Origin of the sequence: uncultured Erythrobacter sp. (assembly GCF_947492365.1) — a bacterium.
Classification (GTDB): Bacteria; Pseudomonadota; Alphaproteobacteria; order Sphingomonadales; family Sphingomonadaceae; genus Erythrobacter.
Window position 1 is genome coordinate 474274 of record NZ_CANLMB010000001.1, and the last position, 24462, is coordinate 498735.

At 60.4% G+C, this 24462-nt stretch carries 25 protein-coding genes and 1 tRNA gene; 24 read left to right on the forward strand and 2 right to left on the reverse strand.

Annotation, left to right across the window (positions count from 1 at the left end; all coding sequences use genetic code 11):
- Positions 1 to 46 precede the first annotated feature (46 nt).
- The 14 genes from rpsB (at position 47) to rpmE (ending at position 14478) form a co-directional block, all read left to right on the forward strand.
- The gene (gene rpsB, locus Q0887_RS02335; protein WP_299192012.1) at positions 47 to 802 is read left to right on the forward strand and encodes a 30S ribosomal protein S2; all 756 of its coding nucleotides are present in this window, start codon (positions 47 to 49) and stop codon (positions 800 to 802) included.
- A 104-nt stretch (positions 803 to 906) separates the two neighbouring features.
- The gene (gene tsf, locus Q0887_RS02340) at positions 907 to 1833 is read left to right on the forward strand and encodes a translation elongation factor Ts (RefSeq protein WP_299192014.1); all 927 of its coding nucleotides are present in this window, start codon (positions 907 to 909) and stop codon (positions 1831 to 1833) included.
- 459 nt (positions 1834 to 2292) lie between these two features.
- Complete coding sequence (locus Q0887_RS02345; protein ID WP_299192016.1) at positions 2293 to 3456, forward strand: hypothetical protein; 1164 nt, start codon at positions 2293 to 2295, stop codon at positions 3454 to 3456.
- A 49-nt stretch (positions 3457 to 3505) separates the two neighbouring features.
- Complete coding sequence (locus Q0887_RS02350) at positions 3506 to 3985, forward strand: hypothetical protein (protein WP_299192018.1); 480 nt, start codon at positions 3506 to 3508, stop codon at positions 3983 to 3985.
- Between the two features lie 418 nt (positions 3986 to 4403).
- Positions 4404 to 5123, forward strand: a complete 720-nt coding sequence (gene pyrH, locus Q0887_RS02355) for a UMP kinase (RefSeq protein ID WP_299192020.1) — start codon at positions 4404 to 4406, stop codon at positions 5121 to 5123.
- Positions 5124 to 5129: 6 nt separating this feature from the next.
- Positions 5130 to 5687, forward strand: a complete 558-nt coding sequence (frr, locus tag Q0887_RS02360) for a ribosome recycling factor (protein ID WP_299192022.1) — start codon at positions 5130 to 5132, stop codon at positions 5685 to 5687.
- Between the two features lie 26 nt (positions 5688 to 5713).
- Positions 5714 to 6412, forward strand: a complete 699-nt coding sequence (gene uppS, locus Q0887_RS02365; protein WP_299192024.1) for a polyprenyl diphosphate synthase — start codon at positions 5714 to 5716, stop codon at positions 6410 to 6412.
- Positions 6396 to 7136 carry a phosphatidate cytidylyltransferase gene (locus tag Q0887_RS02370; protein ID WP_299192026.1) on the forward strand — a complete coding sequence of 247 codons (741 nt, stop codon included), beginning with the start codon at positions 6396 to 6398 and terminating at the stop codon, positions 7134 to 7136. Before uppS ends, Q0887_RS02370 begins: the two co-directional genes overlap by 17 nt.
- A gap of 14 nt (positions 7137 to 7150) precedes the next feature.
- On the forward strand, positions 7151 to 8314 hold the full coding sequence (locus Q0887_RS02375; protein WP_299192028.1) for a 1-deoxy-D-xylulose-5-phosphate reductoisomerase: 1164 nt from the start codon (positions 7151 to 7153) through the stop codon (positions 8312 to 8314).
- Between the two features lie 16 nt (positions 8315 to 8330).
- Complete coding sequence (rseP, locus tag Q0887_RS02380) at positions 8331 to 9428, forward strand: RIP metalloprotease RseP (protein ID WP_299195197.1); 1098 nt, start codon at positions 8331 to 8333, stop codon at positions 9426 to 9428.
- A 281-nt stretch (positions 9429 to 9709) separates the two neighbouring features.
- Positions 9710 to 12439 (forward strand): outer membrane protein assembly factor BamA, encoded by a 2730-nt coding sequence (bamA, locus tag Q0887_RS02385; protein WP_299192030.1) that lies wholly within the window; start codon positions 9710 to 9712, stop codon positions 12437 to 12439.
- Positions 12439 to 13128: an OmpH family outer membrane protein gene (locus Q0887_RS02390; protein ID WP_299192031.1), complete on the forward strand. Its 690-nt coding sequence runs from the start codon at positions 12439 to 12441 to the stop codon at positions 13126 to 13128. The genes bamA and Q0887_RS02390 overlap by 1 nt, the downstream gene beginning before the upstream one ends.
- A 28-nt stretch (positions 13129 to 13156) precedes the next feature.
- Entirely contained in the window at positions 13157 to 13645 is a 489-nt protein-coding gene (fabZ, locus tag Q0887_RS02395; RefSeq protein WP_299192033.1) for a 3-hydroxyacyl-ACP dehydratase FabZ, read from the forward strand.
- 608 nt (positions 13646 to 14253) lie between these two features.
- Positions 14254 to 14478: a 50S ribosomal protein L31 gene (gene rpmE / locus Q0887_RS02400; RefSeq protein ID WP_299192035.1), complete on the forward strand. Its 225-nt coding sequence runs from the start codon at positions 14254 to 14256 to the stop codon at positions 14476 to 14478.
- A gap of 229 nt (positions 14479 to 14707) precedes the next feature.
- Here rpmE and Q0887_RS02405 read toward each other — a convergent pair whose 3' ends face one another.
- Together Q0887_RS02405 and Q0887_RS02410 are read right to left on the reverse strand one after the other, a co-directional pair.
- Positions 14708 to 15127, reverse strand: a complete 420-nt coding sequence (locus Q0887_RS02405) for a hypothetical protein (RefSeq protein WP_299192037.1) — start codon at positions 15125 to 15127, stop codon at positions 14708 to 14710.
- Between the two features lie 29 nt (positions 15128 to 15156).
- Complete coding sequence (locus tag Q0887_RS02410) at positions 15157 to 15792, reverse strand: 2OG-Fe(II) oxygenase (protein ID WP_299192039.1); 636 nt, start codon at positions 15790 to 15792, stop codon at positions 15157 to 15159.
- 242 nt (positions 15793 to 16034) lie between these two features.
- Between Q0887_RS02410 and Q0887_RS02415 the strand changes: the two genes are divergently transcribed.
- The 10 genes from Q0887_RS02415 to Q0887_RS02460 all read left to right on the forward strand — a co-directional run bounded on the left by Q0887_RS02415 (position 16035) and on the right by Q0887_RS02460 (position 24426).
- Positions 16035 to 16111: transfer RNA gene (locus tag Q0887_RS02415), tRNA-His, on the forward strand.
- Positions 16112 to 16168: 57 nt separating this feature from the next.
- Entirely contained in the window at positions 16169 to 17236 is a 1068-nt protein-coding gene (locus Q0887_RS02420; protein ID WP_299192041.1) for a Glu/Leu/Phe/Val dehydrogenase dimerization domain-containing protein, read from the forward strand.
- A gap of 90 nt (positions 17237 to 17326) precedes the next feature.
- Complete coding sequence (gene ccmC, locus Q0887_RS02425) at positions 17327 to 18088, forward strand: heme ABC transporter permease CcmC (RefSeq protein ID WP_299192042.1); 762 nt, start codon at positions 17327 to 17329, stop codon at positions 18086 to 18088.
- Positions 18085 to 18228: a heme exporter protein CcmD gene (gene ccmD, locus Q0887_RS02430; RefSeq protein ID WP_299192044.1), complete on the forward strand. Its 144-nt coding sequence runs from the start codon at positions 18085 to 18087 to the stop codon at positions 18226 to 18228. The genes ccmC and ccmD overlap by 4 nt, the downstream gene beginning before the upstream one ends.
- An 8-nt stretch (positions 18229 to 18236) precedes the next feature.
- A complete protein-coding gene (gene ccmE, locus Q0887_RS02435) occupies positions 18237 to 18698 on the forward strand; it encodes a cytochrome c maturation protein CcmE (protein WP_299195199.1) in 462 nt (153 codons plus the stop codon).
- Between the two features lie 6 nt (positions 18699 to 18704).
- Positions 18705 to 20786 (forward strand): heme lyase CcmF/NrfE family subunit, encoded by a 2082-nt coding sequence (locus Q0887_RS02440; protein ID WP_299192046.1) that lies wholly within the window; start codon positions 18705 to 18707, stop codon positions 20784 to 20786.
- Positions 20786 to 21310, forward strand: coding sequence for a DsbE family thiol:disulfide interchange protein (locus Q0887_RS02445; protein ID WP_299192048.1), 525 nt, complete (start codon positions 20786 to 20788; stop codon positions 21308 to 21310). Before Q0887_RS02440 ends, Q0887_RS02445 begins: the two co-directional genes overlap by 1 nt.
- Entirely contained in the window at positions 21307 to 21732 is a 426-nt protein-coding gene (locus tag Q0887_RS02450) for a cytochrome c-type biogenesis protein (protein ID WP_299192050.1), read from the forward strand. The genes Q0887_RS02445 and Q0887_RS02450 overlap by 4 nt, the downstream gene beginning before the upstream one ends.
- Complete coding sequence (locus tag Q0887_RS02455) at positions 21732 to 22373, forward strand: tetratricopeptide repeat protein (RefSeq protein WP_299192052.1); 642 nt, start codon at positions 21732 to 21734, stop codon at positions 22371 to 22373. Before Q0887_RS02450 ends, Q0887_RS02455 begins: the two co-directional genes overlap by 1 nt.
- 118 nt (positions 22374 to 22491) lie before the next feature.
- Positions 22492 to 24426 carry a potassium transporter Kup gene (locus Q0887_RS02460; protein ID WP_299192053.1) on the forward strand — a complete coding sequence of 645 codons (1935 nt, stop codon included), beginning with the start codon at positions 22492 to 22494 and terminating at the stop codon, positions 24424 to 24426.
- The last annotated feature ends 36 nt before the right edge of the window (positions 24427 to 24462 follow it).

Sequence of the window (24462 nt, forward strand, 5' to 3'; positions counted from 1 at the left end):
AAGCGGTTCCAAGCCCTTCAGAGGAACAACCGGAAAGGAATTACCTATGGCGGTCACTACCGTCACAATGCAGCAATTGATCGAGGCCGGCGCACATTTCGGCCACCAGACCCACCGCTGGAACCCGCGGATGAAGCCGTATATCTTCGGCGCCCGCAACGGTGTTCACATCATCGACCTGTCGCAGACCGTGCCGCTGTTCGCGCGCGCTCTCGATTTCGTCGAATCGACCGTCCGCGCAGGCGGCAAGGTTCTGTTCGTCGGTACCAAGCGTCAGGCGCAAGAGCCGATCGCAGAAGCAGCCCGCGCGAGCGGCCAGCACTTCGTCAACCACCGCTGGCTGGGCGGCATGCTCACCAACTGGAAGACCATCAGCGGTTCGATCAAGCGTCTCAAGACCCTTGAAGAGCAGCTTTCGGGCGACACGAGCGGTCTGACCAAGAAAGAAGTTCTCAACCTTACCCGTGAGCGTGACAAGCTCGAGCTTTCGCTCGGCGGTATCCGCGACATGGGCGGTATTCCCGACGTGATGTTCGTGATCGACGCGAACAAGGAAGACCTCGCCATCAAGGAAGCTGCCGTGCTCGGCATCCCCGTGATCGCGGTGCTCGACACCAATGTCGATCCTTCGAACATCGCCTTCCCGGTACCGGGCAATGACGATGCTGCCCGTTCAGTGCGCCTCTACTGTCAGGCGATTGCCGACGCGGCGAGCGTGGGCAAGGGCGGCGCGGTTGCCGATTCCGGCGCAGACATTGGCGCGATGGCAGAGCCTCCCGCAGAAGCGGCTGCCGAAGCTTAAAAATTTCGAACGGCGCGCCCCGGCGGTGCGCTCTACCAATCCCAGATCGGCGCGCCGGGCACATCCATGCCCGGCGCCCCAGACTTATTAAAAAGGAAATCACCATGGCCGATTTCACCGTCGCCGATGTGAAGACCCTGCGCGAGAAAACCGGCGCAGGCATGATGGACGCCAAGAAGGCGCTGACCGAAGCAGGCGGCGACATCGAAGCCGCTGTTGACGCTCTGCGCGCCAAAGGCCTCGCCACCGCCCAGAAGAAGTCGAGCCGCACCGCGGCTGAAGGCCTTGTCGGCGTTGCCGTATCGGGCACCAAAGGCGTGTCTGTCGAAGTCAATTCGGAAACCGACTTTGTCGCCAAGAACGACCAGTTCCAGGATTTCGTGCGCAAGACGACCGAAGTCGCTCTCACGCTGGGTGCTGACGATGTCGAAGCGCTCAAATCCGCTGCCTATCCCGCCGGCGGCACCGTGGCTGACAAGCTGACCGACAACATCGCCACTATCGGTGAGAACCAGCAGGTTCGCCGCATGAAGAGCGTTTCCGTGTCGAGCGGCACTGTCACCTCCTACGTCCACAACGCGGCGGCAGAAGGCCTCGGCAAGATCGGCGTTCTGGTTGCACTGGAAAGCGACCTTGGCGCAGACGTGCTCGAACCATTCGGCAAGCAGCTGGCCATGCACATCGCCTCGATGTTCCCGCAGGCTCTGAGCGCAGACGGCCTCGACGCCGACGTGATCGAGCGCGAGCGCGCCATCGCTGCGGAAAAGGCAGCCGAAAGCGGCAAGCCTGAAAACGTGCAGGAAAAGATGGTCGAAGGCGCGATCAAGAAGTTCGCCAAAGAGAACGCCCTGCTCAGCCAGATGTTCGTGATGGACAACAAGACGAGTGTCGAAGACACGGTCGCCAAGTTCGGCAAGGACAATGGCGGTTCGGTCGTGCTGACCGACTATGTCCGCTTCCAGCTCGGCGAAGGCATCGAGAAGGAAGAAAGCGACTTCGCAGCAGAAGTTGCAGCTGCTGTTGGCGGCTAAGGCCTAGCGAGAGTCCCAGCGAAAGCTGGGACCTCTATCGGGTTAAAGCAAGGTGCCAGCCTGCGCTGGGACTCGCGATTTGTGATTTCCTGCGCGAGCAGGAATCCAGCGAGCAAAGAATAGGGACTCCTGCGTTCGCAGGAGATCACGAAGAGAAAGGCCGTCGCAGCGTTGGAGCTGCGGCGGCCTTTCGTTTTGGAGAACTGTGTGTTTCGCGCCCTAGTCCAAGACGTAGGTGCCCAAAGGTGGAGGCTTTCATCACCTCCTTGTTTAGCTCGATCGGCTTTGATGATGGATCTATTATCATGCTTCCGACCTAGAGGCAGGTTTGTTGCGGAACAATTTCTGATTCAACTTCCTTTTGCCTAAATGATCGCATACCGAGTAACGGAATTCACCGTCTGTATAGTCGATTGAAGCCAAAATGACCCAGACGTTCTATAATTTTCGAGGGAGCTGATGGAACTTTCCCGCATTACCTTTATCAGAGAAGATGTATCGATCTGGCTGGTATACGCAGGTCGCGGACGCCGGTTCTTCAATGACTTTAAAGAATCTCAGTCCGTTTTTCTAAACTTACCTGGCTTCCAAGCTAGCGAACGTGTGTTTGCCGACCCGACGCTGATGCGACAGCATTTGGCGATGTCCGATCAGGTGGCCAGATGGCTTAGCGGCGCGCGCAAAGATCCGCCAAATAGAAATGCAAGCGCCTACATGGCCTATCCGCATAACACCGGAACAACAGACGCAAGATCGTTCAACGCAGAGCTTGGCAACATTGAGCGGCTTTTCGTCGATGCTAAAGTGGGCGACCTAGTCCTTTCGCCTGCGCGTGGTCACTTTGAGCAGTACCTAATCGGGCAAATCTCTCACAAATGGCGACCCGCTGACAACATTGAAATCCCGAGATTAGAGGGCGAGAGTGTCCCAAGCCGTAAGGTGAGCTGGCTCGACCTAGCGCTAACAAGACGAGACTTCCCAGCGAAAGTTTCCAAGCGGCTTCAGAACCGCCATGCGATAACTCGGTTAGATGAAGACTTATACGAAGATGTCTTCAATATGGTTTATCCAAGTTTCGTTTGGGGCGAGAAGTCGAAGCTTGATGTGTATGGTGATGGCTACCGAGGGGACGATCCGCTTCAACCATATGCATCAGCCTTGCTAGTCAAGTATGTGGTCGCTTCTGCTTTCGCCCACGCAAAAGGTGAGTTTTTGCAATTTCAAGCGCTCGATGCAAACGACGCGATTGAAAAATACTACGACAAAGAATTAGTCGAAGATTTCGCCCAGAATTTTAACTCGCCCGGCAAATTCGCGATAATTGCCGCTGTAGGGTCGTTGTCAATTTTGGCATCTGCTGGATTGTATGTTGCGACGTCTGACCCGGGCGTTCCGATCAATCAAGTGATTGCGGAGGCATCCGAGAATATCAAAGGAGCAATGGCAGGATCGGGTAAAACAAAAGCCACCGATGACTTGGACAACTACATCGAATCAATGCAGGCGGTAAGATGGAACGATGTTCGCAGCGACCTTGGCAAGAAATCAAATGATACGATGCCTTTGAGTCTCGATAATAAAGTTGAGGTCGCTCAGCGTCGTGACGAGATAAATGCTAGGTAGGGCAAAATCTTGGTTAGAGGCACACGCTTCGTTTCTGTTCAAAGAGACGATGCCCGTTTGGCTAACCCTCGTTCTGAGCGTCATCGCAAGCTTGGTCGCAGCCGCAGGAACCTATTGGCTCGCCCCAGCAATCAATCGAGCATATCAAGTGGATGAAGTCCGTAGCGCTCATCTTGCCGATACGACAAATTCTCTGAATAGCCAGATCATCGAATTGTCTCAACAGGTTAGGAGACTTAACGACGCGATAGTGAACCAGACGGATGAAGTTGGCCCAATCCGCCAAGATGCACTGGATTCTGTCACAAAACTTCAATGGATGCTCGTCGATCTAAGAGTCGTACTAACTTCTGAAAACGATCGACAGGAAGTGCAAGAGTTGGGCAATTCTATCGATGAAGTGAAGCAGGCACTTGATGCTGTTGGACGAGAGGACGGACAAAGGCGCTTGCTCGCTGCAATGCGCAGCTTAGGCGAAGATACTAGAGAGGTACTGGACCGCCTGTATCGACGCTCTTCATTGAAGTAGTTCATATAGGCGCAAACGTAGGTGTGTACGCGGCGGTCAGACGTTCCAGATACAGTCCAAACTCATTGATGGATTCAACTCTCCCCAAGCAGCCAAATTTTCCTACACCCCCGCAAAAGCGTATAAAAAGCGCCGCTCCTCCCCAACGCAGTCAGCGGGCTGGAGGGCGCGCCCCGAAACACGCCCAACTTCGCACAAACTCTAAGGTTACACCCGATTGGTCCAATTCTCCTCCAAAGCGCTGAATCCCGGCGCTTTGGGCGGAAGCAAAAGTTTTTCAAAGGCCGTGGATGCGCGGTCCATGTCTGGCGGCTTTGGCGCCAAAATCGGGCACCTCTTGCGCCATGCCTCTTGGCAGCGCAGCGCCTCCCCGATAAGGGCTGCTCAGTCCAACCCGTTGCCGGAGACAGCACCCATCATGGCCCTTCCTCAAATCAAGCGCGTCCTGCTCAAACTCTCGGGCGAGGTTCTGATGGGGGAACAGGAATACGGCATCGATCCGGTCTATGTCGCGCGCCTTGCCGAGGAGGTGAAGGCGGCCAAGGATAGCGGGATCGAGGTCTGTCTGGTGATCGGCGGGGGCAACATCTTCCGCGGTATCAGCGCAGCAGCCAAAGGGCTCGACCGGACGACCGGCGACTATATGGGCATGCTGGCGACGGTGATGAACGCGCTGGCGATGCAGAACGCGCTCGAACAACTGGGCGTGCAGACGCGGGTGCAGAGCGCGATCCCGATGTCGAGCGTGTGCGAGCCCTACATCCGCCGCCGCGCCGAACGGCATCTGGAGAAGGGCCGCATCGTCATCTTCGCAGCCGGCACCGGCAACCCGTTCTTCACCACAGACACCGGCGCCGCTCTGCGCGCGGCCGAGATGAACTGCGATGCGCTGCTCAAAGGCACCAGCGTCGACGGGGTCTATGACAGCGATCCCAAGCACAATCCGGATGCGACCCGCTTTGACACGGTCAGCTATGACCACGTCCTGTCGGCCAATCTCAAGGTAATGGACGCCACCGCCGTGGCACTTTGCCGCGAGAACGAGATTCCGATAGTGGTCTTCTCGATCCGCGAAAAAGGCAATGTTGCCCGCGTCCTCTCGGGCGAAGGCACGCAAACGATAGTACAGAAGGACTGATACCCCATGCCGCAATATGACAAGGCCGATATCGAGCGCCGCATGGCGGGCGCAGTGGAATCGCTCAAAGGCGATCTGGGCGGTCTGCGCACCGGCCGCGCCAACACCAGCCTGCTCGATCCGGTTGTGGTCGAGGTCTATGGCTCGATGATGCCGCTGTCGTCGGTAGCAACGGTCAACGCGCCGGAGCCGCGCATGCTCTCGGTCCAGGTGTGGGACAAGAGCAATATGAGCGCGGTGGAGAAGGGCATCACCAAGGCAAATCTCGGCCTCAACCCGATGACCGACGGCCAGACGATCCGCCTGCCGATGCCCGACCTGACCGAAGAGCGCCGCAAGGAGCTGGCCAAGCTCGCCGGGCAATACGCAGAGAAGGCGAAGATCGCGATCCGCAACGTTCGCCGCGATGCGATGGAGAGCCTGAAGGCGGACGAGAAGAAGAAGGACATCTCCGAAGACGAACGCAAGCGGCTCGAAGATGAAGTTCAGAAGCTGACCGACGGTTATGTCAAAGACACAGACGACGCGGCAGCGAAGAAAGAGCAGGAAATCCTGACCCAGTAAGGACTGGATCGGGCAGGGGAGACATGATGGGCGACAGCCCTCTCACATCAGAGGCGCGCGCGCGCCATGTCGCCATCATCATGGACGGCAATGGACGCTGGGCGAAGAAGCGCGCTCTGCCGCGTGCCATCGGCCATCAGCGCGGCGTCGAGGCAGTGCGGCGGCTGGTGCGCGGGCTTGAGCCGATGGGGCTGGATTGCCTGACGCTCTATGCCTTCAGCTCGGAAAACTGGAAGCGCTCCGAAGACGAAGTCGACGATCTGATGAACCTGATGCGCAAGTTCATCAAATCGGACTTGCCCGACTTCGTCGCGAACGATGTAAAGCTGCACATCATCGGCGACTGGCGCAGCCTTGCACCCGACATTGTTGAAATGCTCGAAGACGCGCTGGCGCAGACGGCCAATGGCTCCAAGACGATCGCGGTCGCGCTCAACTATGGCGGCCAGAACGAGATTGCGCGCGCCGCCGCCGAAGCTGCAAAGCAGGGCGAGGTGACAACCGCCAGCATCGAGGCGCATCTCGATACGGCAGTCCTGCCGCCGCTCGACCTGCTGATCCGCACCAGCGGAGAGGTTCGCCTGTCGAACTTCCTGTTATGGCAAGCGGCCTATGCCGAAATGCTGTTCGTCGAGACGCTCTGGCCGGACTTCCAGCCTGAGCATCTCGCCGACGCGCTTGAGGACTTTGCCCAAAGGGAGCGACGCTATGGCGGACGAAAGTAACCAGAGCCCGGTCGCCGAAGGCGGCGCGATGAACGACCTGCTGGTGCGCTTCATCTCGGCGGTCTTCATGCTGGGGCTGGCGACCATCGCGCTCTATCTGGGCGGGTGGTTCTGGATCGGCTTTGTGGTGCTGCTCGGCGGTGTTGTGCTGTGGGAGTGGAACCGGCTGGTGAGCCGCTTTGGCATCTCGGCCATTGGCGAGGTTGCATGGCAGTTTGTCGGCGCGCTCTATGTAGGCGCGGCGGCGATGGCGATGGTCCAGGTGCGGATCAACTACGACATGTGGGGCGTGCTGCTTGCCTTCCTCGCGCCAGTCATCGCGGTCGATGTGGGGGCCTACTTCGCAGGGCGTCTGATCGGCGGACCCAAGATCGCGCCTTCGGTCAGCCCGTCCAAGACATGGGCCGGATTGATCGGTGGAGCAATCGCTGCCGGACTGGTCTGCATCTTGGCGGAGTATCTCGACCTTGGTCCCGGCGGCTTTGCGCCCGGGGTTAGCACCGCTGCGATAGGCGGCGCGATGCTGACAGGCGCGGTGATCGCGGTGATCGCGCAGAGCGGCGACTTCTTCGAAAGCTGGATGAAACGGCGCGCAGGGATGAAGGATTCCAGCGCGCTGATCCCCGGTCATGGCGGCGTGTTTGACCGCGTAGATGGCTTCCTCGCCGTGTTCTTCGTGCTGTTCCTGATCGCGGTTGTGCCCGCCTATATCGGGCTTGCCTGATCGGCGCTGCCAAGATGACCCGTTCAATCTCCATCCTTGGCGCAACCGGTTCGATCGGAGCCTCGACGCTCGACCTGATCCGGCACAATCGCGGCGATTGGCAGGTCGAAGCGCTGACCGCCAATTGCAGCGCGAAGAAGCTGGCCGCGGTTGCCCGCGAGTTCGAAGCGCGCATTGCGGTGGTCGGCGACGTGGCTTGCCTCGGCGATTTGCGTGAAGCGCTAGACGGCAGCGGGATCGAGGCGGCTGGCGGCGCGCAGGCACTGTGCGAAGCGGCAGCGCAGCCCGTTGACATGACAGTCGCTGCGATTGTCGGCTGCGCAGGACTTGCCCCGACAATGGCCGCGGTCGAGCGCGGCGGGACGATTGCGCTCGCCAATAAGGAAGCGCTAGTTTCGGCTGGCGAGATCCTGAAGTCGGCGGTGACACAGGCGGGCGCGACATTGCTCCCGACCGATTCCGAACACAATGCGATCTTCCAGTGCCTTGCCGGCAATGACATCGCGCAGGTCCGCAAGATTACGCTGACGGCAAGCGGCGGTCCGTTCCGCACGCTCGATGCCGAGGCGCTTAAGTCCGTGACGCGCGAACAGGCGCTCAAGCACCCCAACTGGGACATGGGCGCAAAGATTACGGTGGATTCGGCCACGATGATGAACAAGGGGCTGGAATTCATCGAAGCACACCACCTGTTCCCCGTCGGCCTCGACAACATAAAGATCATCGTTCACCCGCAGAGCATCGTCCATTCGATGGTCGAATATCGCGACCGCTCGGTGCTGGCGCAGATGGGGCCGAGCGATATGCGCGTGCCGATTGCCTCCTGCCTTGCTTGGCCTGAGCGGATGGAGACGCCGCTCGAACCGCTCGATCTGGCGGCGATTGGCACGCTGACTTTCGAAGCGACCAATGAAGAGCTGTTCCCAGCCACCCGCATCTGCCGCGAGGCTATCGAAGCGGGCGGAGCAGCGCCTGCGGTGCTCAATGCCGCGAACGAGATTGCGGTTGAGGCTTTCCTTGCCGACAGAATCGCGTTCACTCGCATTACGGCAGTGGTCGAAGAGACATTGGCGCGCTATAGCGCCCCGCAGCCAGCCACTCTCGAAGATGTGCTGGCAGTAGATGCCGGAGCGCGAATACGCGCCCGAGACGCGCTGGAGAGCTCCACCTTTGTTTGAATCGCCCCCCGTCTGGATGTATTTCGCCGGTTTCCTGCTGGTGCTGGGCCCTCTGATCACCGTGCACGAGCTGGGCCACTACCTTGTCGGGCGTTGGTTCGGCGTGAAGGCGGAGACTTTCTCTATCGGGTTCGGCAAGGAGCTGTTCGGCTGGAATGACAGTCACGGCACGCGCTGGCGGCTCGCCGCGCTGCCGCTGGGCGGATATGTGCAGTTCAGGGGTGACATGAACCCTGCGAGCATTCCCAATCCTGAAGCCCCTGTGACCGAAGGCAGTTTCCAGAGCGCGGCGCTGTGGAAACGCGCGCTGATCGTGGCGGCAGGCCCGGTGACGAACCTGCTGGTAGCGATCGCGATATTCGCGGCATTCTTCACCATCTTCGGCAATCCCGTGATTGAAGGCGTGGAGGACTCGCGCACAGTTGGCCAGTTTGGCGAGGAATCGGTCGCGCGCGACGCGGGCATCCAGATCGAGGACAAGATCATCGCCATTGATGGCAGCGAAGTTGCGGACTTCGATGCGATCCGCACCTACGTCGTGTTGCGCCCCAGCACGGCGATGACGTTCACCGTGGACCGCGACGGCGAGCGGATCGATTTTCCTATCACCACGGCGCGGGTCGAGCAGACTGACAGGTTCGGCAATGTCAGCGTCGAGGGCCGGATTGGCGTTGGCCCGCTGGATGGCCGCTATGTCTTTGAAGAGGTGGGTGCGTTCGAAGCGATCCCATTGGCGGCCAAGCGCTGCTGGGACATTACCAGCATGATGATTACCGGCATCAAGCAGATTCTGACCGGCGAACGCTCGATCAAGGAATTGGGTGGGCCGATCAAGATTGCCAAATTTTCAGGCGAGCAGATGAGCCTGGGCTTTATCGCCTTCGTCAATTTCGCCGCATTGATATCGCTTAATTTGGCATTCATCAACTTCTTGCCAATCCCCGCACTCGATGGCGGGCACCTTGCCTTTTACGCCGCCGAAGCGATCCGCCGCAAACCGGCGGGGCCTGAGGCGACCGAATGGGCGTACCGCACCGGCATCGTGTTCGTGCTTGTCTTCATGGTCGTCGTGACCTGGAACGACATTGCATCCCTGCTGCCCTTTGGCAGTTAGGTCACGCTTGTTGCCGTTTGGCAGCTAACACAGGGGAAAACTCGGGCCGGGCTGTTCGCAGGTGCGGCGCTTGGTCGGAGAAAGGGAACGGTCGGTCGGGCATTGTTCACGGCATGGCTGTTCTGCCCGCTTGATTGCGCCTCGCGCATCGGGCACAGGCGGGAGACGAGTCAGGGATTGTGAGGCGCTTGCGTCTCACATTTGCGCAACAGGGTTCGCTCGGGGCAATTTTGCCCTTAGTGGACGCGCCAAAATACGGGTTGGACGGGAACATTACTTCCATGAATCGATGCAAATCTACAGGCGTCCAGTCTGTGAATTCAAAAGGTGCAATTGCCCGCTATGCCGTGGCGCTATCGGGCGCGACGATGCTGGCCGGTGTTCCGGGCGCAGCCTTTGCGCAGGACGAGGCCGATGCCGCGACTACTGGCACGGCAACAACCGCGCAGCCCGCTCCGGCACCTGCACCCGCGCCGGCGACCAACATTATCCGCACGATCAGCGTTGCCGGGGCAGAGCGTCTCGAGCCGACCACGATCCTGTCCTACATTCGCCTGCGCGCCGGTCAGGAATACACCTCGGCAGCCGCTGACGAAGCGCTGAAAGACCTCGGTGCGACCGAGCTGTTCGCCAACTTCTCGATCCGCAACGATGCTGGCAATGTCGTCATCACGGTGACAGAGAACCCGGTGATCAACCGCATCGTGCTCGAAGGCAATGACCGCCTCGATGCCGAGAAAATCCTGCCAGAGATTCGGCTCGCTCCGCGCCAGATATTCACCCGTTCCAAAGTGCGCGCCGACGTTGCCCGCATTATCGAGCTCTACAAGCGTCAGGGGCGGTTCGCCGCGACGGTCGAGCCGAAAATGGTGCAGCTCCCGCAGAACCGCGTCGATATCGTGTTCGAGATCGTCGAAGGGCCCAAGTCCAAGGTTCGCCAGATCAACATCATCGGCAACGAAGTCTTCTCGGATGGCGAGTTGCGCAGCGAGATGGTGACGAAGCAGTCGCGCATCTTCCGCTTCTTCAGCTCCAACACCAGCTATGACCCTGACCGTCTGGCCTTTGACCAGCAGAAGCTGCGCCAATTCTACCTGACCGAAGGTTATGCCGATTTCCGCGTTGTTTCGGCCGTAGCCGAGCTGACGCCGGACCAGCGCGACTTCATCATCACCTATGTGGTCGAAGAGGGCGAACGCTACCGCTTTGGCAATGTCGAGGTGGAAAGCCAGCTGCGCGATTTTGACAGCGACTCGATCCAGGCCGGTCTGGTGATGCAGTCGGGCGATTTCTACAACGCCAAGACGGTTGAGGACACGGTCGAGCAGCTGACCGAGCTGGCGGGCCGTTTCGGTTACGCCTTTGCTGATGTGCAGCCGCGCTTTAACCGCAACCCTGACGATTTGACGATGGACATCACGTTCATCCTGCGTCAGGCGCCGCGCGTTTATGTCGAGCGGGTCGATGTCAACGGAAACACGCTGACCCAGGACAAAGTGGTTCGCCGCGAGTTCCGCCTGTCGGAAGGCGATGCGTTCAACTCTTTGGGCGTGCAGCGGACGACCGCGCGCATTAACTCGCTGGGATACTTCCAGGAGAATTTCGAGGTCAATCAGGTTCCGGGCAGCGCGCCCGACCGCATTGTGCTCGAAGCCAATGTCGAAGAGCAGCCAACCGGCGAATTGCAGTTCTCAGCCGGTTTCTCCTCGATCGAGCGATTCATCCTGGCTGGCAGCATCCGGCAGCGTAACTTCCGCGGACGCGGCCAGACTATCGGCCTGAGCCTCAACTATTCGCAATTCTCGCGTTCGGCGCAGGTGAGCTTTACCGAGCCGTATGTTTTCGACCGTAACATCTCGGCAGGCGCGGACATTTATCGCCGCGACTTCAACAGCTTCAACTTCCAGAACAGCGAACGCAACACGACTTTCGAACAGGCCACGACCGGCGGTTCGCTTCGTGTCGGCGTGCCGTTGACGGAATTCATGTCGCTCGTAGGCAGCTATACGCTCAACTACGACGAGGTCAGCCTCGACGAGAATCTGTTCTTCTCCGATCTTGACGGCGATGGCATTGCAGAATGTGACCCGCTCCTCGCCGGTCGTTTCCTGTGCGATTCACTGGGCAACCGGTTGAGCTCGATTGTCGGCCTCAGCCTGAACTACAACTCGCTCAATTCGCGTCTGCGGCCTTCGCGTGGACGGACCATTTCGCTCAGCACCGAATTTGCTGGGCTGGGCGGTGATCAGCGTTACCTGCGTTTCCGCGGTAGCGCGCGCCAGTTCTGGAATGTCGCCAATACCGGCTTCATCTTCTCGGTTTCGCTTGAAGGCGGGACGATCATTCCGCTCAAGGATCGCGGGGGGCCAGGCGTCGATGACGTGCTCCTTACCGACCGCTTCTTCCTCGGAGAGCCGCAGTTCCGCGGGTTTGACATTCGCGGCGTTGGTCCGCGTATCCTGACTCAGCGTTATCTGCTCGATGGGCAAAACAACAACATCCTAGATGATGATGGCAACCCGACGCTGGTTACGGATCGGAACCAGATCCGCGACGACGCGATTGGCGGGCGCAATTACTATCTGGGCCGTGCGGAGCTTGAAATTCCGCTGGGCACAGGCGCGCGCGAACTGGGTCTGCGTCCGTCGATCTTCCTCGATATCGGTTCGCTGTGGGGCGTTGATGCACCTCAGCTTCAGGACAACCCAACCGGACTTCCGCTCGTCAACTCCGACGGTGTTCCGCTGTTCCTCAGCGTCGACACCAACGAAGTGACGACCAACCCGCTCGCAGATGACGGGGTCACTGCGAACACCCGTCTGATCCGCCAAGGCAGCGCGATCCGCGAGGTCTTCCTCGGAGATTCGCCATCCCCCCGCATTACCGCAGGTATCGGGGTCAACTGGAACTCGCCATTCGGCCCGTTCCGCATCGACTTCGCCCAGACGATCCGCAAGATCGAAGGCGATGACGACAAGACATTCACGTTCAACGTAGGAACTCAATTCTGATGAAACTTCTCACCAAAATCCTCGCTCCCGCGGGCCTCGCGCTTTGCGCAGTGGCCGCCACCGTTCCCGCAACCGCGCAGGTCCAGGGTAATGTCGCAACCGCCGATGTCAGCCGCGCGCTGATCGGATCGAGCGCGCTCCAGACCGCCTATACCCAGATCGGCACGACCTACGCCGCTCAGATCGAGCAGCGTCAGACCAAGCAGCAGCAACTCGCAACTTTGCTCCAGCCGTTCGATTCCAACGGCAACGGCCAGTTGGATGACAGCGAAGTGCCGGCGATTCAGAGCTCGGCAAACTTCGGCCAGATCCAGACGCTTGAAGGCGAAGTCGCTGCGCTTTCCAATCAGGTCAACGGCGCCCGTATCTTTGCTGTCGAGCAAATCCTCGCACAGTATCCGGCGGCTCTCACCGATGTCACCACGCAGCAGCAAATCGTCATGGTGATGCAGCCCGAAACGGTCCAGTTCGCTGCTCAAGGTGCTGATATCACAGCGCAAATCACCACAGCGCTCAACACGCGCGTCCCTTCGGTTGGGATCGTTCCGCCGGCAGAGTGGCGTCCGTCGCGCAACGCCGCGCAGATCTTCCAGGAGATTCAGCAGACGCTTCTGACCGCGCAGCTGATCCAGCAGCAGCAAGCCGCTCAGCAGCAGGCACCGGCAACTCCGGCGCCGTCTGGCCGCTAAGCAAGACACTGGTAAACGGGGGCAGGGCATGAGCGAAACGGAAAGCACCGACGCGCCGAAGGAACCGATTGTGGACTATGACATCCACAAGATCTTGAAGGCCCTGCCGCACCGATACCCCTTGTTGCTGGTCGACAGGGTGCGCGAGATCCACCTCAATGAGCGCATCCATGCGGTCAAAGCGGTGAGCATGAATGAGGAGTTCTTCCAGGGACATTTCCCCGGCGCTCCGATCATGCCCGGCGTGCTCCAGATCGAAGCCTTGGCGCAAGCCGCCGCGATCCTCGGCATCGAGACACTCGAACTGTCGGGCACCGGCAAGCTGGTGATCTTCATGGGCATTGACGGGGCCAAGTTCCGTTCGCCCGTCACGCCCGGCTGCCTGCTCGATCTGGAGGTCGAATTCCTTCAGCAGCGCCGCACGATCTACAAGTTCAAAGGCCGCGCCAGCGTCGAAGGCAAGACCACCTGTGAATGCGAATTCACCGCGATGATCGCCGACCCGCCGGAAGGCTGAAGCCTTCCGTTTTTGTTTGCGCCCTCAAGCGCCGGGCGCGGCGCGTCCGCGCCGCTTGGCTTCCGCGCCAAAGGGCGCGACGGCCGGTCGGCCTTGCGACACCTGCGGTGTCGATCCAACCCAACATCGCCATTGTGCTGCCGGGACTTGGCTTGAGTTGGGGCGCGTTGGGGTGAGACTTGGAACGCGCAGGTTGGCTGTTTAAAGAAATGGCCTTATTTTCAAGAAATTGAAATCGCACCGAAAAATCGGGAATTTGCGCTGCCGATGTGTCAACTTCGGATTATAGACGGCTTTGCGGGTGCGCAAGAGTCGAGATGAGAAAGAGCCACAGCCACTTTAGCGCCGCATATCGAAGTAGGAAAATAGAGAGGGGTTTCTCGGCTCGCGATCAGCGAGCCGCGAGGCCACGCGGCCGAGCCGCTGGTGCCTGACCGAGCGCAGCGAGGGAAGAACAGCACCGAGGACGAAAGTGCGCAGGCGCTTTCGGAAGACAAATAAAGCGTATTGGGGTTGCCATTCATGGCAATCCCAATTAAGCGCGCGCCTTTCCCGCATAACAGCTCATCCGGTCGGAACCGGACACCAGCTAGCCAAGGACAGTTACGATGAAAGCCGAAGGGCACCCCGAATATCACATGATCACGGTCAAGATGACCGATGGCACCGAATTCCAGACCCGCTCGACCTGGGGCAGCGAAGGCGACACGCTCGCGCTCGACATCGACCCGACCAGCCACCCGGCATGGACCGGTGGCAAGCAGCAGCTTCAGGAAGGCGGCCGTGTGGCAGCGTTCAACAAGCGCTTCGGTGGGCTCAGCCTCAAGAAGTAAGCTGGCAAAAGCTTCGCATCCCCCAATTCGTTGGCGGGATGCAAGGGGAAGGCGGTCCGACGGGGCCGCCTTTTTCATTGGGGGCCACCTTTTTCTTTTGGGTGGCCACCCGCCTAAAAGCTTTCATCGTCTCTCCGGACTTGATCCGGGGGCCAGCTTCTTTTCTCTATGAGCCAGGCCAAAGTTAAGCGGGATCCCGGATCAAGTCCGGGATGACGGGGTGAGCAGACTACTCCATCAGGAAGGCACCGTTGCACTCAGCTTTTCGATACCGGATGATTGGATCGCTGACCGCGGTCGGGAGGTGGAAGCACAGGCTGTCTTCGCAGGTTTCGATTTCAATGCGAGTTTCAGCGTGTCTTCCGCCCGTTGGCACCATCAGCGAGAACCATCCGGACAATTCGCCTGTTTCGTGATCGAACGCCGCAATCTTCGCTCCATCAACGACCATTGCGGCCGAGCCTCCGGAGAAGCTCGCTGGCTCGAAACGATATCGGTCGACGACGCTGCGGCTCTCGGTCTGGAAGACGGTAGTTCCGATATGAAGAGGCTCGGACCTCTCGGAAAAATAGCAACCACGAATTTCGTTCGGGGCAATCTGATCCTGGCCAGCGCCACATGCCGACAGGCCCACGAAGATCGTAAGCAATGTTGCATGCCGCAACGTAGGTAACCCCCTCACCACGGCCACGGCCTTTCCCGGTACCACTTTGTAATCACATATTTCACGCCCTTGCGCACCTTCATCCCGTGGTGGAGCGTTGCGGGGTTTACGCTGCCATCGGGCCGGGCGTTGTTCCAGCATAGCAGTTTGCCTGCCTCGGGCTGGAAGGTCTTGCCGATCACTTTGAACCGCGTCGCGCCGCCCGCTTCGACCGCGTTCAAGTAGATCATGAATGTCCATGTGCGCTGGCCGCTTGTCGCGCAGAACTTTTCGAAATCTGCGCCATTGGGAGTGAAATAGTCGGTGTGCGGCTTGAACTCCTGCCCGACATCATAGCGCTGGCCCTGACACGGCTCGCCCAGCTTGGGGTCGATGCTGTTGAGGCTGGCCAGGCTCGCTTCCAATTGTTGCACCGCTGGCTCTGTGGGGGCGAGATCGCAGGTCTCGCTTGTGCGGAAGTAATCATCGCCATTGCTGTCGGCGATGGTGCTGGGGCGGCGGTCCTTGTCGATCAGGGTGATGAGCGCCTCGCAGAGGTCGGCGCTGACGAAGTTCCTGGTCTGAAAGAGCTCGATCTTGGGATGCGGAACGCGTTGCAACCCGTCATGTCGGGCCAGCCGCAAGGAGACAGAATCGCCGGTTGCATCCATGCGGGCAACCTTACGAAACGCGCGCGGACTGGCAAGGGCAGGGGACAAGAGGCGAGGCGCGCGCGAAATAATGTTGCGTCAGACAGATTTTGAAGCAGTTTTCGCTTCCCTTTAAAGACGCATTGTGCAACAGGCTCGCGCCCGCTTAAAGCGGCCTTGACCATGGCTTTGCCCCCTGTAAACCGGCGCACTTGCGCGGGTCTGGTGAGCGGCCAATCGGTCGAGCCGGGGCAGAGTATGTGGCGATCGTAGCTCAGTTGGTTAGAGCGCCGGTTTGTGGTACCGGAGGTCGGGGGTTCGAGACCCCTCGATCGCCCCACTTCTCTCCCTTACGCACCTCATCATTTGCCGCGCCTTTATACGAGGCAACGCAAATATGACCGCTTTCTGGACAGAGCCCGATTTTGACGATCACGAGATGGTGCACGTTGTGCGCGATCGTGCTTCGGGGCTGATGGCGATTATTGCGGTCCATTCCTCGCATCTCGGCCCCGGCGCGGGTGGCACGCGGTTTTGGCACTATCCCGATCCGAAGGACGGACTGCGCGATGCACTGCGCCTGTCGCGCGGGATGAGCTACAAGAACGCGATGGCTGGCCTGCCGATGGGCGGGGGCAAAGCCGTTATTCTGGCGGACGAAGCGCGCACAAAGACACACGAATTGCTCGCAGCATTCGGCGATGCGGTCGAAGGTCTGGGCGGGCGTTATGTGACGGCCGAAGACGTCGGTATCAGCGAGGCGGATATGGTCGCGGTGTCAAAACGAACCGCGCATGTCTCCGGCCTGCCTGCAACCGGCAATGGCAGCGCGGGAGGCGATCCCGGCCCGTTCACATCCTACGGCATCTATCTCGGCATCAAGGCGGCGGTTCAGCACAAGCTGGGCACCGATTCGATGAAAGGCGTGCATGTCGCATTGCAGGGCACTGGCAGCGTCGGCGGCGGGGTTGCAAGGTGGCTCGCCCAGGACGGCGCGCGGCTGACCTTGGCAGATATCCATGTCGACGGTGTGAAGGCGCTGGCCGAGGAACTGGGCGCTGAAGTGGTCGCGCCTGACGCGGTGCTGAGCACCGAATGCGACGTGCTCAGCCCCAATGCGCTGGGCGCGATCCTCGATGATGAGAGCATTGCGGGCCTCAACACGAAGATCATTGCGGGCGGTGCGAACAACCAGCTCGCCCGTGCGCGTCACGGTCAGGTGCTGTTCGAACGCGGTATTCTCTACGCGCCCGACTACGTTATCAATGCGGGCGGGATCATTTCGGTTGCGACTGAATACCTTGCGCGGCGCGATGGTAAGCCGGGCAGCGTGGATGACGTCAACGCGCTGATCGAGCAGATTCCGGGCCGCCTTGCGCAAATCTGGCAGGTGAGCGAGGCGGATGGAACATCGCCTGACGTGGTTGCCGACCGGATGGCGCAAGAGCTTATCGGGCGCCGCTAATCGGGCGTTGATCGATCCTATAACCCGCTTGCTCGTTTTGCGCTCTTGCGGGGACAGTCTCAGGCTTTAAGACGGGCTGGGGGACCGAAATTGCATATTTACGCCAATCCAAAGCGCTTTCTGACGCTCGCCAGCTGGCTGACCCCGCTCCTGTTCTGGAGCGGGCTGGTGCTGACGCTTGGCGCGCTGGCGTGGGGCATGTTCATGGTACCGCCCGACCGCTTGATGGGTGAGACGGTGCGCATCCTGTTCGTCCATGTGCCCGCCGCTTGGCTTGGCATGGGCGGCTGGGCCGGACTTGCGATTGCGAGCGCGATGCTGCTGATCTGGAAACACCCGCTGTCAGGCATTGCCGCGCGCGCGATTGCGCTGCCGGGCATGGTGTTCTGCGCGCTCTGCCTCATCACCGGCTCGATCTGGGGCCGCCCGACCTGGGGCACATGGTGGGAGTGGGATGGCAGGCTCACCAGCATGCTCGTCCTCCTATTCCTCTATGGCGGATATATCGCGCTGGCACAGGCCTCTGCACGCGAAGGTGGCTCGTATCGGATTCCCGCGATCTTCGGGCTTGTCGGCGCGATCAATGTGCCGATCATCAATCGCAGCGTGGTGTGGTGGAACTCGCTCCACCAGCCGCCTAGCCTGACTGCGGGTAAGAGCGCGATTGATGGCGTGTATCTGTGGCCGCTGCTGGTGTCGGTGTTCGGTTTCTCGCTGCTGTTTGGCGGCATAGTGCTGATGCGGATGCGCGCGCTGATTGCCGAACAACAGGTCGAGGCGCGCCTGCGCCGCCGCGCGCTTGAGGATGACACTGTGAACCCCGCTGCAACCGTGCAAGCGGAGACAGTATGATGCGCGAATCTCTCGACCCTTGGCCCTTTGTCTACGGTGTCTATGCCGTTGGTCTGATCGGCCTCGCGCTGCTGATCATATGGAGCTATCGCGCGATGCGTCGCGCAGAAAAGCGCCGTGAGGAATTGAAGCGCAAATGACCGGTCCCATGAAAGCAAAGCACCAACGCATGACGCTCGTCATTCTGGCGCTGATCGCGATTGTCGCGGCAGGGCTGATCGCGGCATGGGCTTTGCGCAATCAGGCGAATTATTTCTACCTGCCCGAACAGATGGCGGCAGAGCCTCCAGCAGTCGGCCAGGCCGTTCGTTTGGGCGGCATGGTGCAGGCTGGGTCAATCGAAACGCAGCCTGACGGGATCACGGTCAAATTTGTCGTCACCGGCAATGAGGATAGCAGCATCCCGGTGCGTTACAGCGGCATCCTGCCTGATCTCTTCGTAGAAAACTCGGGTGTCGTGGCCGAGGGTAGCCTTGGCGCGGACGGCGTGTTCGAGGCGACCAATCTGCTGGCCAAGCATGACGAGAATTACGTGCCCCGCGAGCTTGAGGGGTTGGAGGGGCACTCCGACAATCCCGACTATTCCGCAACCGTAACCGGTGCAGAGTAGCCCCGCATGATTGCCGAACTCGGACTTGCAGCCCTGTGGCTCTCCGCTGCTTTGGCAGTGTTGCAGATGGTTTCCGGCGCGTGCGGAATGGGCCGTGAGAATAGCGGTGCAACCAAATATGCTCTCGGCACAGGCGAACTCCACAGCATCGCAGCGTCGCTGAGACTGTCAGATGCGCAACTGCAGCGCCTTGGGATCTACGCCCGTCCGGCAGCCGTGGTTCAGGCCTTCCTAGCCGTTCTGGCCTTCTGCCTGCTGCTCTACGCCTTTGCCGTGACTGACCTGTCGATCAAGCTGGTCGCGACCAATTCGCATTCGGCCAAGCCGCTTATCTACAAGCTCACCGGCACATGGGGGAACCACGAAGGCTCTATGCTGCTCTGGGTAGCGGTCTTGGCGTTGTCGGGGGGCTTGCTTGCGGGCATGGAGCGGCGGCTGCCCGAAAAGACCATGAGCGCAACCTTGGGCGTGCAAGGCTTTGTCGCGCTCGGCTTTTATGCCTTCCTGTTGATCTCCTCCAACCCGTTTGAGCGCATGCCCCAAATCCCGCTCGAAGGGGGCGGGCTGAACCCGCTGCTTCAGGATATCGGCCTCGCGATCCATCCGCCCACGCTCTATATCGGCTATGTCGGCCTGTCGGTCGCATTCAGCCTCGCGATGGGCGCGCTGATTACGCGGCAGGTGAACCCCGACTTTGCCAAGGTCTTGCGCCCATGGGTGCTGGCCGCATGGGTGTTCCTCACATTCGGGATCACGGCTGGGTCATACTGGGCCTATTACGAACTCGGCTGGGGCGGCTGGTGGTTCTGGGATCCGGTCGAGAACGCCTCGCTTATGCCGTGGCTCGCCGCAACCGCACTGCTCCATTCGGTGAGCGTGCTCGCCGCGCGCGACGCTTTGCGGACATGGACGATCATGCTTGGCGTGCTCGCCTTCTCGATGTCGATGCTGGGGACGTTCCTCGTGCGCTCCGGCGTCCTCACCAGCGTCCACGCCTTTGCCGTCGATCCGGAGCGGGGCAGCTTCATCCTCGTGCTGCTCGGCCTCTATATTGGCGGGGCGCTGGCGATCTTCGCCATGCGGGCGGGCAGTATTGCAGAAGGCAAGCGGTTCAGCGTGACCAGCCGCGAGGGCGCGCTGGTGTTCAACAATGTGATGCTCTCCGCGATCCTTGCGATTGTTCTGCTGGGAACGCTCTATCCGCTGCTGACCGAAGCGTTCGATGTGCGCGTCAGCGTTGGTCCGCCCTATTTCAATCCGGCAGGCGCGATCTTTGCGATCCCGATGTTTGTGGTGATGGCCATCGGCCCGCTGCTGCGGTGGAAGCAGGACAAGCCAGCGCGCATCCAGCTTGAACTGTTGATTCTTGCCTCGATTGTGATTGCGGCCATCGCCCTGATCGCGATCCTTGGCGATTATGCGGTGCTGCCGGTGCTTGGTCTGGCGCTTGCTCTGGCTTTGGGAATGGCGGCATTCCTGCCCTTGCGCGGCCGCAATCTGCGCCGTGTGCCGACCGCGACATGGGGCATGGTCTGCGCGCATTTCGGGGTAGCGGTGGCGCTGTTCGGCATGGCGAGCGAAAGCGCTTTCACCTCCGAACGGCTTGCTGCTGTCGCTCCGGGTGACACGGTCGAAGTGTCCGATTGGACTATCCAGCTTCAAAGCATTGACCCGGTCGCAGGCCCCAACTGGACCGCAATGGAAGCTCGGCTGTCCGCCACGCGCGGCGATGGCGAGCCGACTATCCTCACGCCGCAGGCCCGCAATTTCTGGTCCCCGCCGCAGCCGACATCGGAGAGCGCGCTCATCACCCAGTGGGATGGGCAGCTTTACGCGGTGATCGGCGATTCCGCCGGCGTCGATGCGAGCGGCAATGAACGCTGGCAGCTACGCGTCTGGTGGAAGCCGTTTGTGCCCTTCATCTGGTATGGCGGATTGCTGATTGCGCTGGGCGGCGTCCTGTCGATTGTGGGCCGCGTCACCGTCGACCTCAAACGCCGCAGAGCCACCGTGCGCGGTGATAGCCGCCGCGAAGAGCTGGACGCGCTCGAGGCGCAAGATGATGCAAAACCGGAGCCTGCCGAATAATGCGCGCCCTCTATTTCATCCCGCTTGGCCTGTTCCTGTTTTTCGCAGGTTTGGCCGCCTACATGCTGGTCGAAGGCCGCGATCAGACGATCCCGTCGCAGATGATCGCCGAGCCGCTGCCCGACTTCGCTCTGGAACCAGCGCTGGAGGGAATGCCGGGGGTCGCCTCTACGGACTTTATCGGCGGTGAGCCGCGCCTGCTCAACATCTGGGCGAGTTGGTGTCTCCCTTGTATCGCCGAGGCTCCGCATCTCGAACGGCTGAAAGAAGAGGGCGTCGAGATTGTCGGCATCGCCGTGCGCGACCGGCCCGAAGCGGTGGCGGATTTCCTCAGCCGCTATGGCAATCCCTATACGCGGATCGGATCGGACAATATCTCTTCGCTGATGATCGAGATCGGCGCGTCGGGCGTGCCGGAAACCTATGTGATCGATGCGGCGGGCAATATCCGTTACCAGCATATCGGCGATGTGCGGGCTGAGACTGTGCCGCTGCTGCTTGAGCAATTGGAGCTGGCGCGATGATGCGCTTGGTTGTCGCCATTCTCGCGCTGTTTGCGGTTCCGGTACTGGCGCAATCCTCCATGCCGCCTGCTCCCTACGCCTACACCCAGCTCGAAGACCCCGCGCTCGAAGCGCAGGCGGCCGAGCTAATGGGCACCTTGCGCTGCCTCAAATGCCAGTCGCAGAGCATCAATGACAGCGACGCGCCGATGGCGGGCGATATGCGCCATCAGGTCCGCTCGCGGCTGCTGGCAGGCGAGAGTCCGGACGAGATCCGCAGCTGGCTGACCGCGCGTTACGGCGATTATGTGAGTTACGAGCCGCAGGTTTCCTCGACCACATGGCCGCTTTTTGCGATCCCTGCCTTGCTGCTGATCGTGGTGGCGCTGATCCTGCTCCGGCGGCTGGGCAAGCGGCGCTCCGACGGGGAGGTGGCGGAGTAATGGGCGGCTGGCTCGCAATCCTGTCGCTCACACTGGTGAGTTTCGCCATAGCGGCCTTCACATTGCGCCTGCCGCGTGAAGGCTTCGCGGTGTTCGGCGCGGTGCTGCTGTTCGGCCTTGTTGGCTATGCATGGCAGGGCCATCCGGATCAGCCGGGCGCTCCAAAAGAGCCGGACCTTTCAACAGATCAGGAATCGGGCGAGGGGATGGTGACGGCGCGCCGCCAGCTCTTCGACGAAACCCGCGCAAAGCCCGATTACCTTGTCCTGTCGGACGGCTTTGCAAGGCGCGGCAAGTTCAGCGATGCAGCGGGGCTGCTGCGACAGGGCCTCAACGACAATCCCGACCATCTCGAAGGCTGGCTGGCGCTCGGAATGGCTCTGACCGGCCATGCGGACGGGGTCGTCACTCCAGCGGCTTTCTATGCCTATGGTAAGGCACGCGAGTTGGATCCGGCCAATCCGGGGGCGGACTTCTTCCTCGGGATTTCCTTCCAGCAGACCGGCCAGTTCCGCGCGGCGCGCGACACATGGGCGCGGTTGCTCGCGAACTCACCCGAGGACGCTCCGTGGCGACCAGAGATCGAGGCGCGTGTCGAACGGCTCGACCAGATGATCGCCAACGCGCCGATGTTGCAATAGGCCGCTGCGGGATGCGCCACACCGCGCTGTTGCAGGGGTTAGCCCGCAGTGCTAGGGCGCGCGACCTTGGCCGGGACGACGCGAATGCGTTCCCGGCGCCTGAGGACAATCGCGATTCATGAGCGACACCGCCGCATCACCTTCAACTCCGGCACACCAGCCGCCGACTGACGGCAAGAGCCACAGCGCGTCCAAGACCGCGCTGGCAGTCGGCGCGATCGGTGTTGTCTTCGGCGATATCGGCACCAGCCCGCTCTACGCGTTTCGTGAGACCTTCGTCGGGCGCGGCGAGGTTCAGCTTGATCCTGCGCATGTACTTGGTGTTATCAGCCTTATCTTCTGGTCGATGACTCTGGTTGTCGCCATCCAGTATGTCACGATCCTGATGCGCGCCGACAATAAGGGGCAGGGCGGCAGCCTCGCGCTGGTCGCGCTGATCAGCCGCAGCCTTTCCAAGTCGAAATATGGCTGGATCGCAGTGCTGCTGGGCGTGTTTGCAACGTCGCTATTCTACGGCGACTCCATGATTACGCCGGCAATTTCGGTGCTTTCGGCGGTCGAAGGGCTGACCGTGGTCGACCCCGGATTACAGCAATATGTGATCCCCATCGCGCTCGGCCTGCTGGTGTTCCTGTTCGTCATCCAGAAACGCGGCACGGCCAAGGTTGGCGCACTGTTTGCGCCGGTGATGATCGTCTATTTCAGCGTCATTGCGACATTGGGCGCTTGGCAGATATTCCAGACGCCTGATATCCTGTGGGCGCTATCCCCGCATCACGCGGTCAATTTCTTCATCCTCGACGGCTGGTTCGCCTTCCTCGCGCTGGGGACTGTGGTGCTGGCGGTGACAGGCTCCGAAGCGCTCTATTCCGACATGGGGCATTTCGGGCGCGGGCCGATGCGTTTGAGCTGGTTCGGCTTTGTCATGCCGTGCCTGCTGCTCAACTATTTCGGGCAAGGCGCGATGGTCATCGGCCTTCCGCCAGAGCAAGCCGCCGAAGCGATCCAGAACCCGTTCTTCTTCCTCGCGTCGGAAGAATGGCGCCTGCCGCTGGTGTTCCTCGCCACTATTGCCACATTTATCGCCAGCCAGGCGGTGATTTCGGGAGCCTTCTCGATAACCCAGCAGGCGATCCAGATGGGCTATATTCCGCGCCTCAACATCCGTCACACTTCAGAGACAGAAGGCGGTCAGATCTACATTCCTGCGGTCAACTGGGCGCTGATGATTGCGGTCATCATTCTGGTGCTTACCTTCCAGAACTCCTCCAACCTCGCCAATGCATACGGCATTGCGGTGACGGGTGCGGTCACGATTGACACGCTGCTGATGGCGGTGCTGCTGATCGGCGTGTGGAAGTGGAAGTGGTGGTATGCCGCGCCGGTCGTGCTGCTGTTCCTCATTGTCGACGGTGCCTATTTCGCGGCCAACCTGACCAAGGTTCCTGAAGGCGGCTGGTTCCCGCTCGCAGTCGGCTTCGTCGCATTCCTGATGCTCACCACCTGGGCGCGCGGGCGCAAGCTGATGCGCGACCGGATGAGCGAGCACGCGCTGCCGATGAAGATTTTCGCCAAGTCGGCCAAGAATTCCGCTCTGCGCGTGCCGGGAACGGCGATCTTTATGGCAAGCTCTACCGCCGGAGTTCCGTCAGCGCTGCTGCATAATATCAAGCACAACAAGGTGCTGCATGAGCGCGTGGTGATCCTCACCGTCGACATTGCCGACGTGCCCTATGTCGATCCGACCAAGCGCTGCGAATACACCGATATGGGCGACGGCTTTTATCGCGCGGTGCTGCATTACGGCTTTATGGAAGAGACCGACGTGCCCACTGGCCTCAAGCAGATGGAACAGTGCGGCGGCGAGTTCGACATGATGCACACCAGCTTCTTCCTCTCGCGGCAGACTTTGCTGGCGAGCGAGAATCCTGGAATGCCGATCTGGCGCGAGAAGATCTTCGCATGGATGCTGAGGAATTCAGCCAGCGCGATGGACTTCTTCAACCTGCCAACCAACCGGGTGGTCGAACTGGGCAGTCAGGTCGAGATTTAGCCGTTCAGGACGGAGCCGTGTGCGAGTGAGCCCGCG

Bases quoted from the DNA above. Each gene is read 5' to 3' on its own strand.
- rpsB (WP_299192012.1), top strand. From the start codon at position 47: ATGGCGGTCACTACCGTCACAATGCAGCAATTGATCGAGGCCGGCGCA.
- tsf (WP_299192014.1), top strand. From the start codon at position 907: ATGGCCGATTTCACCGTCGCCGATGTGAAGACCCTGCGCGAGAAAACC.
- Q0887_RS02345 (WP_299192016.1), top strand. From the start codon at position 2,293: ATGGAACTTTCCCGCATTACCTTTATCAGAGAAGATGTATCGATCTGG.
- Q0887_RS02350 (WP_299192018.1), top strand. From the start codon at position 3,506: ATGCCCGTTTGGCTAACCCTCGTTCTGAGCGTCATCGCAAGCTTGGTC.
- pyrH (WP_299192020.1), top strand. From the start codon at position 4,404: ATGGCCCTTCCTCAAATCAAGCGCGTCCTGCTCAAACTCTCGGGCGAG.
- frr (WP_299192022.1), top strand. From the start codon at position 5,130: ATGCCGCAATATGACAAGGCCGATATCGAGCGCCGCATGGCGGGCGCA.
- uppS (WP_299192024.1), top strand. From the start codon at position 5,714: ATGGGCGACAGCCCTCTCACATCAGAGGCGCGCGCGCGCCATGTCGCC.
- Q0887_RS02370 (WP_299192026.1), top strand. From the start codon at position 6,396: ATGGCGGACGAAAGTAACCAGAGCCCGGTCGCCGAAGGCGGCGCGATG.
- Q0887_RS02375 (WP_299192028.1), top strand. From the start codon at position 7,151: ATGACCCGTTCAATCTCCATCCTTGGCGCAACCGGTTCGATCGGAGCC.
- rseP (WP_299195197.1), top strand. From the start codon at position 8,331: ATGTATTTCGCCGGTTTCCTGCTGGTGCTGGGCCCTCTGATCACCGTG.
- bamA (WP_299192030.1), top strand. From the start codon at position 9,710: ATGAATCGATGCAAATCTACAGGCGTCCAGTCTGTGAATTCAAAAGGT.
- Q0887_RS02390 (WP_299192031.1), top strand. From the start codon at position 12,439: ATGAAACTTCTCACCAAAATCCTCGCTCCCGCGGGCCTCGCGCTTTGC.
- fabZ (WP_299192033.1), top strand. From the start codon at position 13,157: ATGAGCGAAACGGAAAGCACCGACGCGCCGAAGGAACCGATTGTGGAC.
- rpmE (WP_299192035.1), top strand. From the start codon at position 14,254: ATGAAAGCCGAAGGGCACCCCGAATATCACATGATCACGGTCAAGATG.
- Q0887_RS02410 (WP_299192039.1), bottom strand. From the start codon at position 15,792: ATGGATGCAACCGGCGATTCTGTCTCCTTGCGGCTGGCCCGACATGAC.
- Q0887_RS02420 (WP_299192041.1), top strand. From the start codon at position 16,169: ATGACCGCTTTCTGGACAGAGCCCGATTTTGACGATCACGAGATGGTG.
- ccmD (WP_299192044.1), top strand. From the start codon at position 18,085: ATGATGCGCGAATCTCTCGACCCTTGGCCCTTTGTCTACGGTGTCTAT.
- ccmE (WP_299195199.1), top strand. From the start codon at position 18,237: ATGAAAGCAAAGCACCAACGCATGACGCTCGTCATTCTGGCGCTGATC.
- Q0887_RS02440 (WP_299192046.1), top strand. From the start codon at position 18,705: ATGATTGCCGAACTCGGACTTGCAGCCCTGTGGCTCTCCGCTGCTTTG.
- Q0887_RS02445 (WP_299192048.1), top strand. From the start codon at position 20,786: ATGCGCGCCCTCTATTTCATCCCGCTTGGCCTGTTCCTGTTTTTCGCA.
- Q0887_RS02450 (WP_299192050.1), top strand. From the start codon at position 21,307: ATGATGCGCTTGGTTGTCGCCATTCTCGCGCTGTTTGCGGTTCCGGTA.
- Q0887_RS02455 (WP_299192052.1), top strand. From the start codon at position 21,732: ATGGGCGGCTGGCTCGCAATCCTGTCGCTCACACTGGTGAGTTTCGCC.
- Q0887_RS02460 (WP_299192053.1), top strand. From the start codon at position 22,492: ATGAGCGACACCGCCGCATCACCTTCAACTCCGGCACACCAGCCGCCG.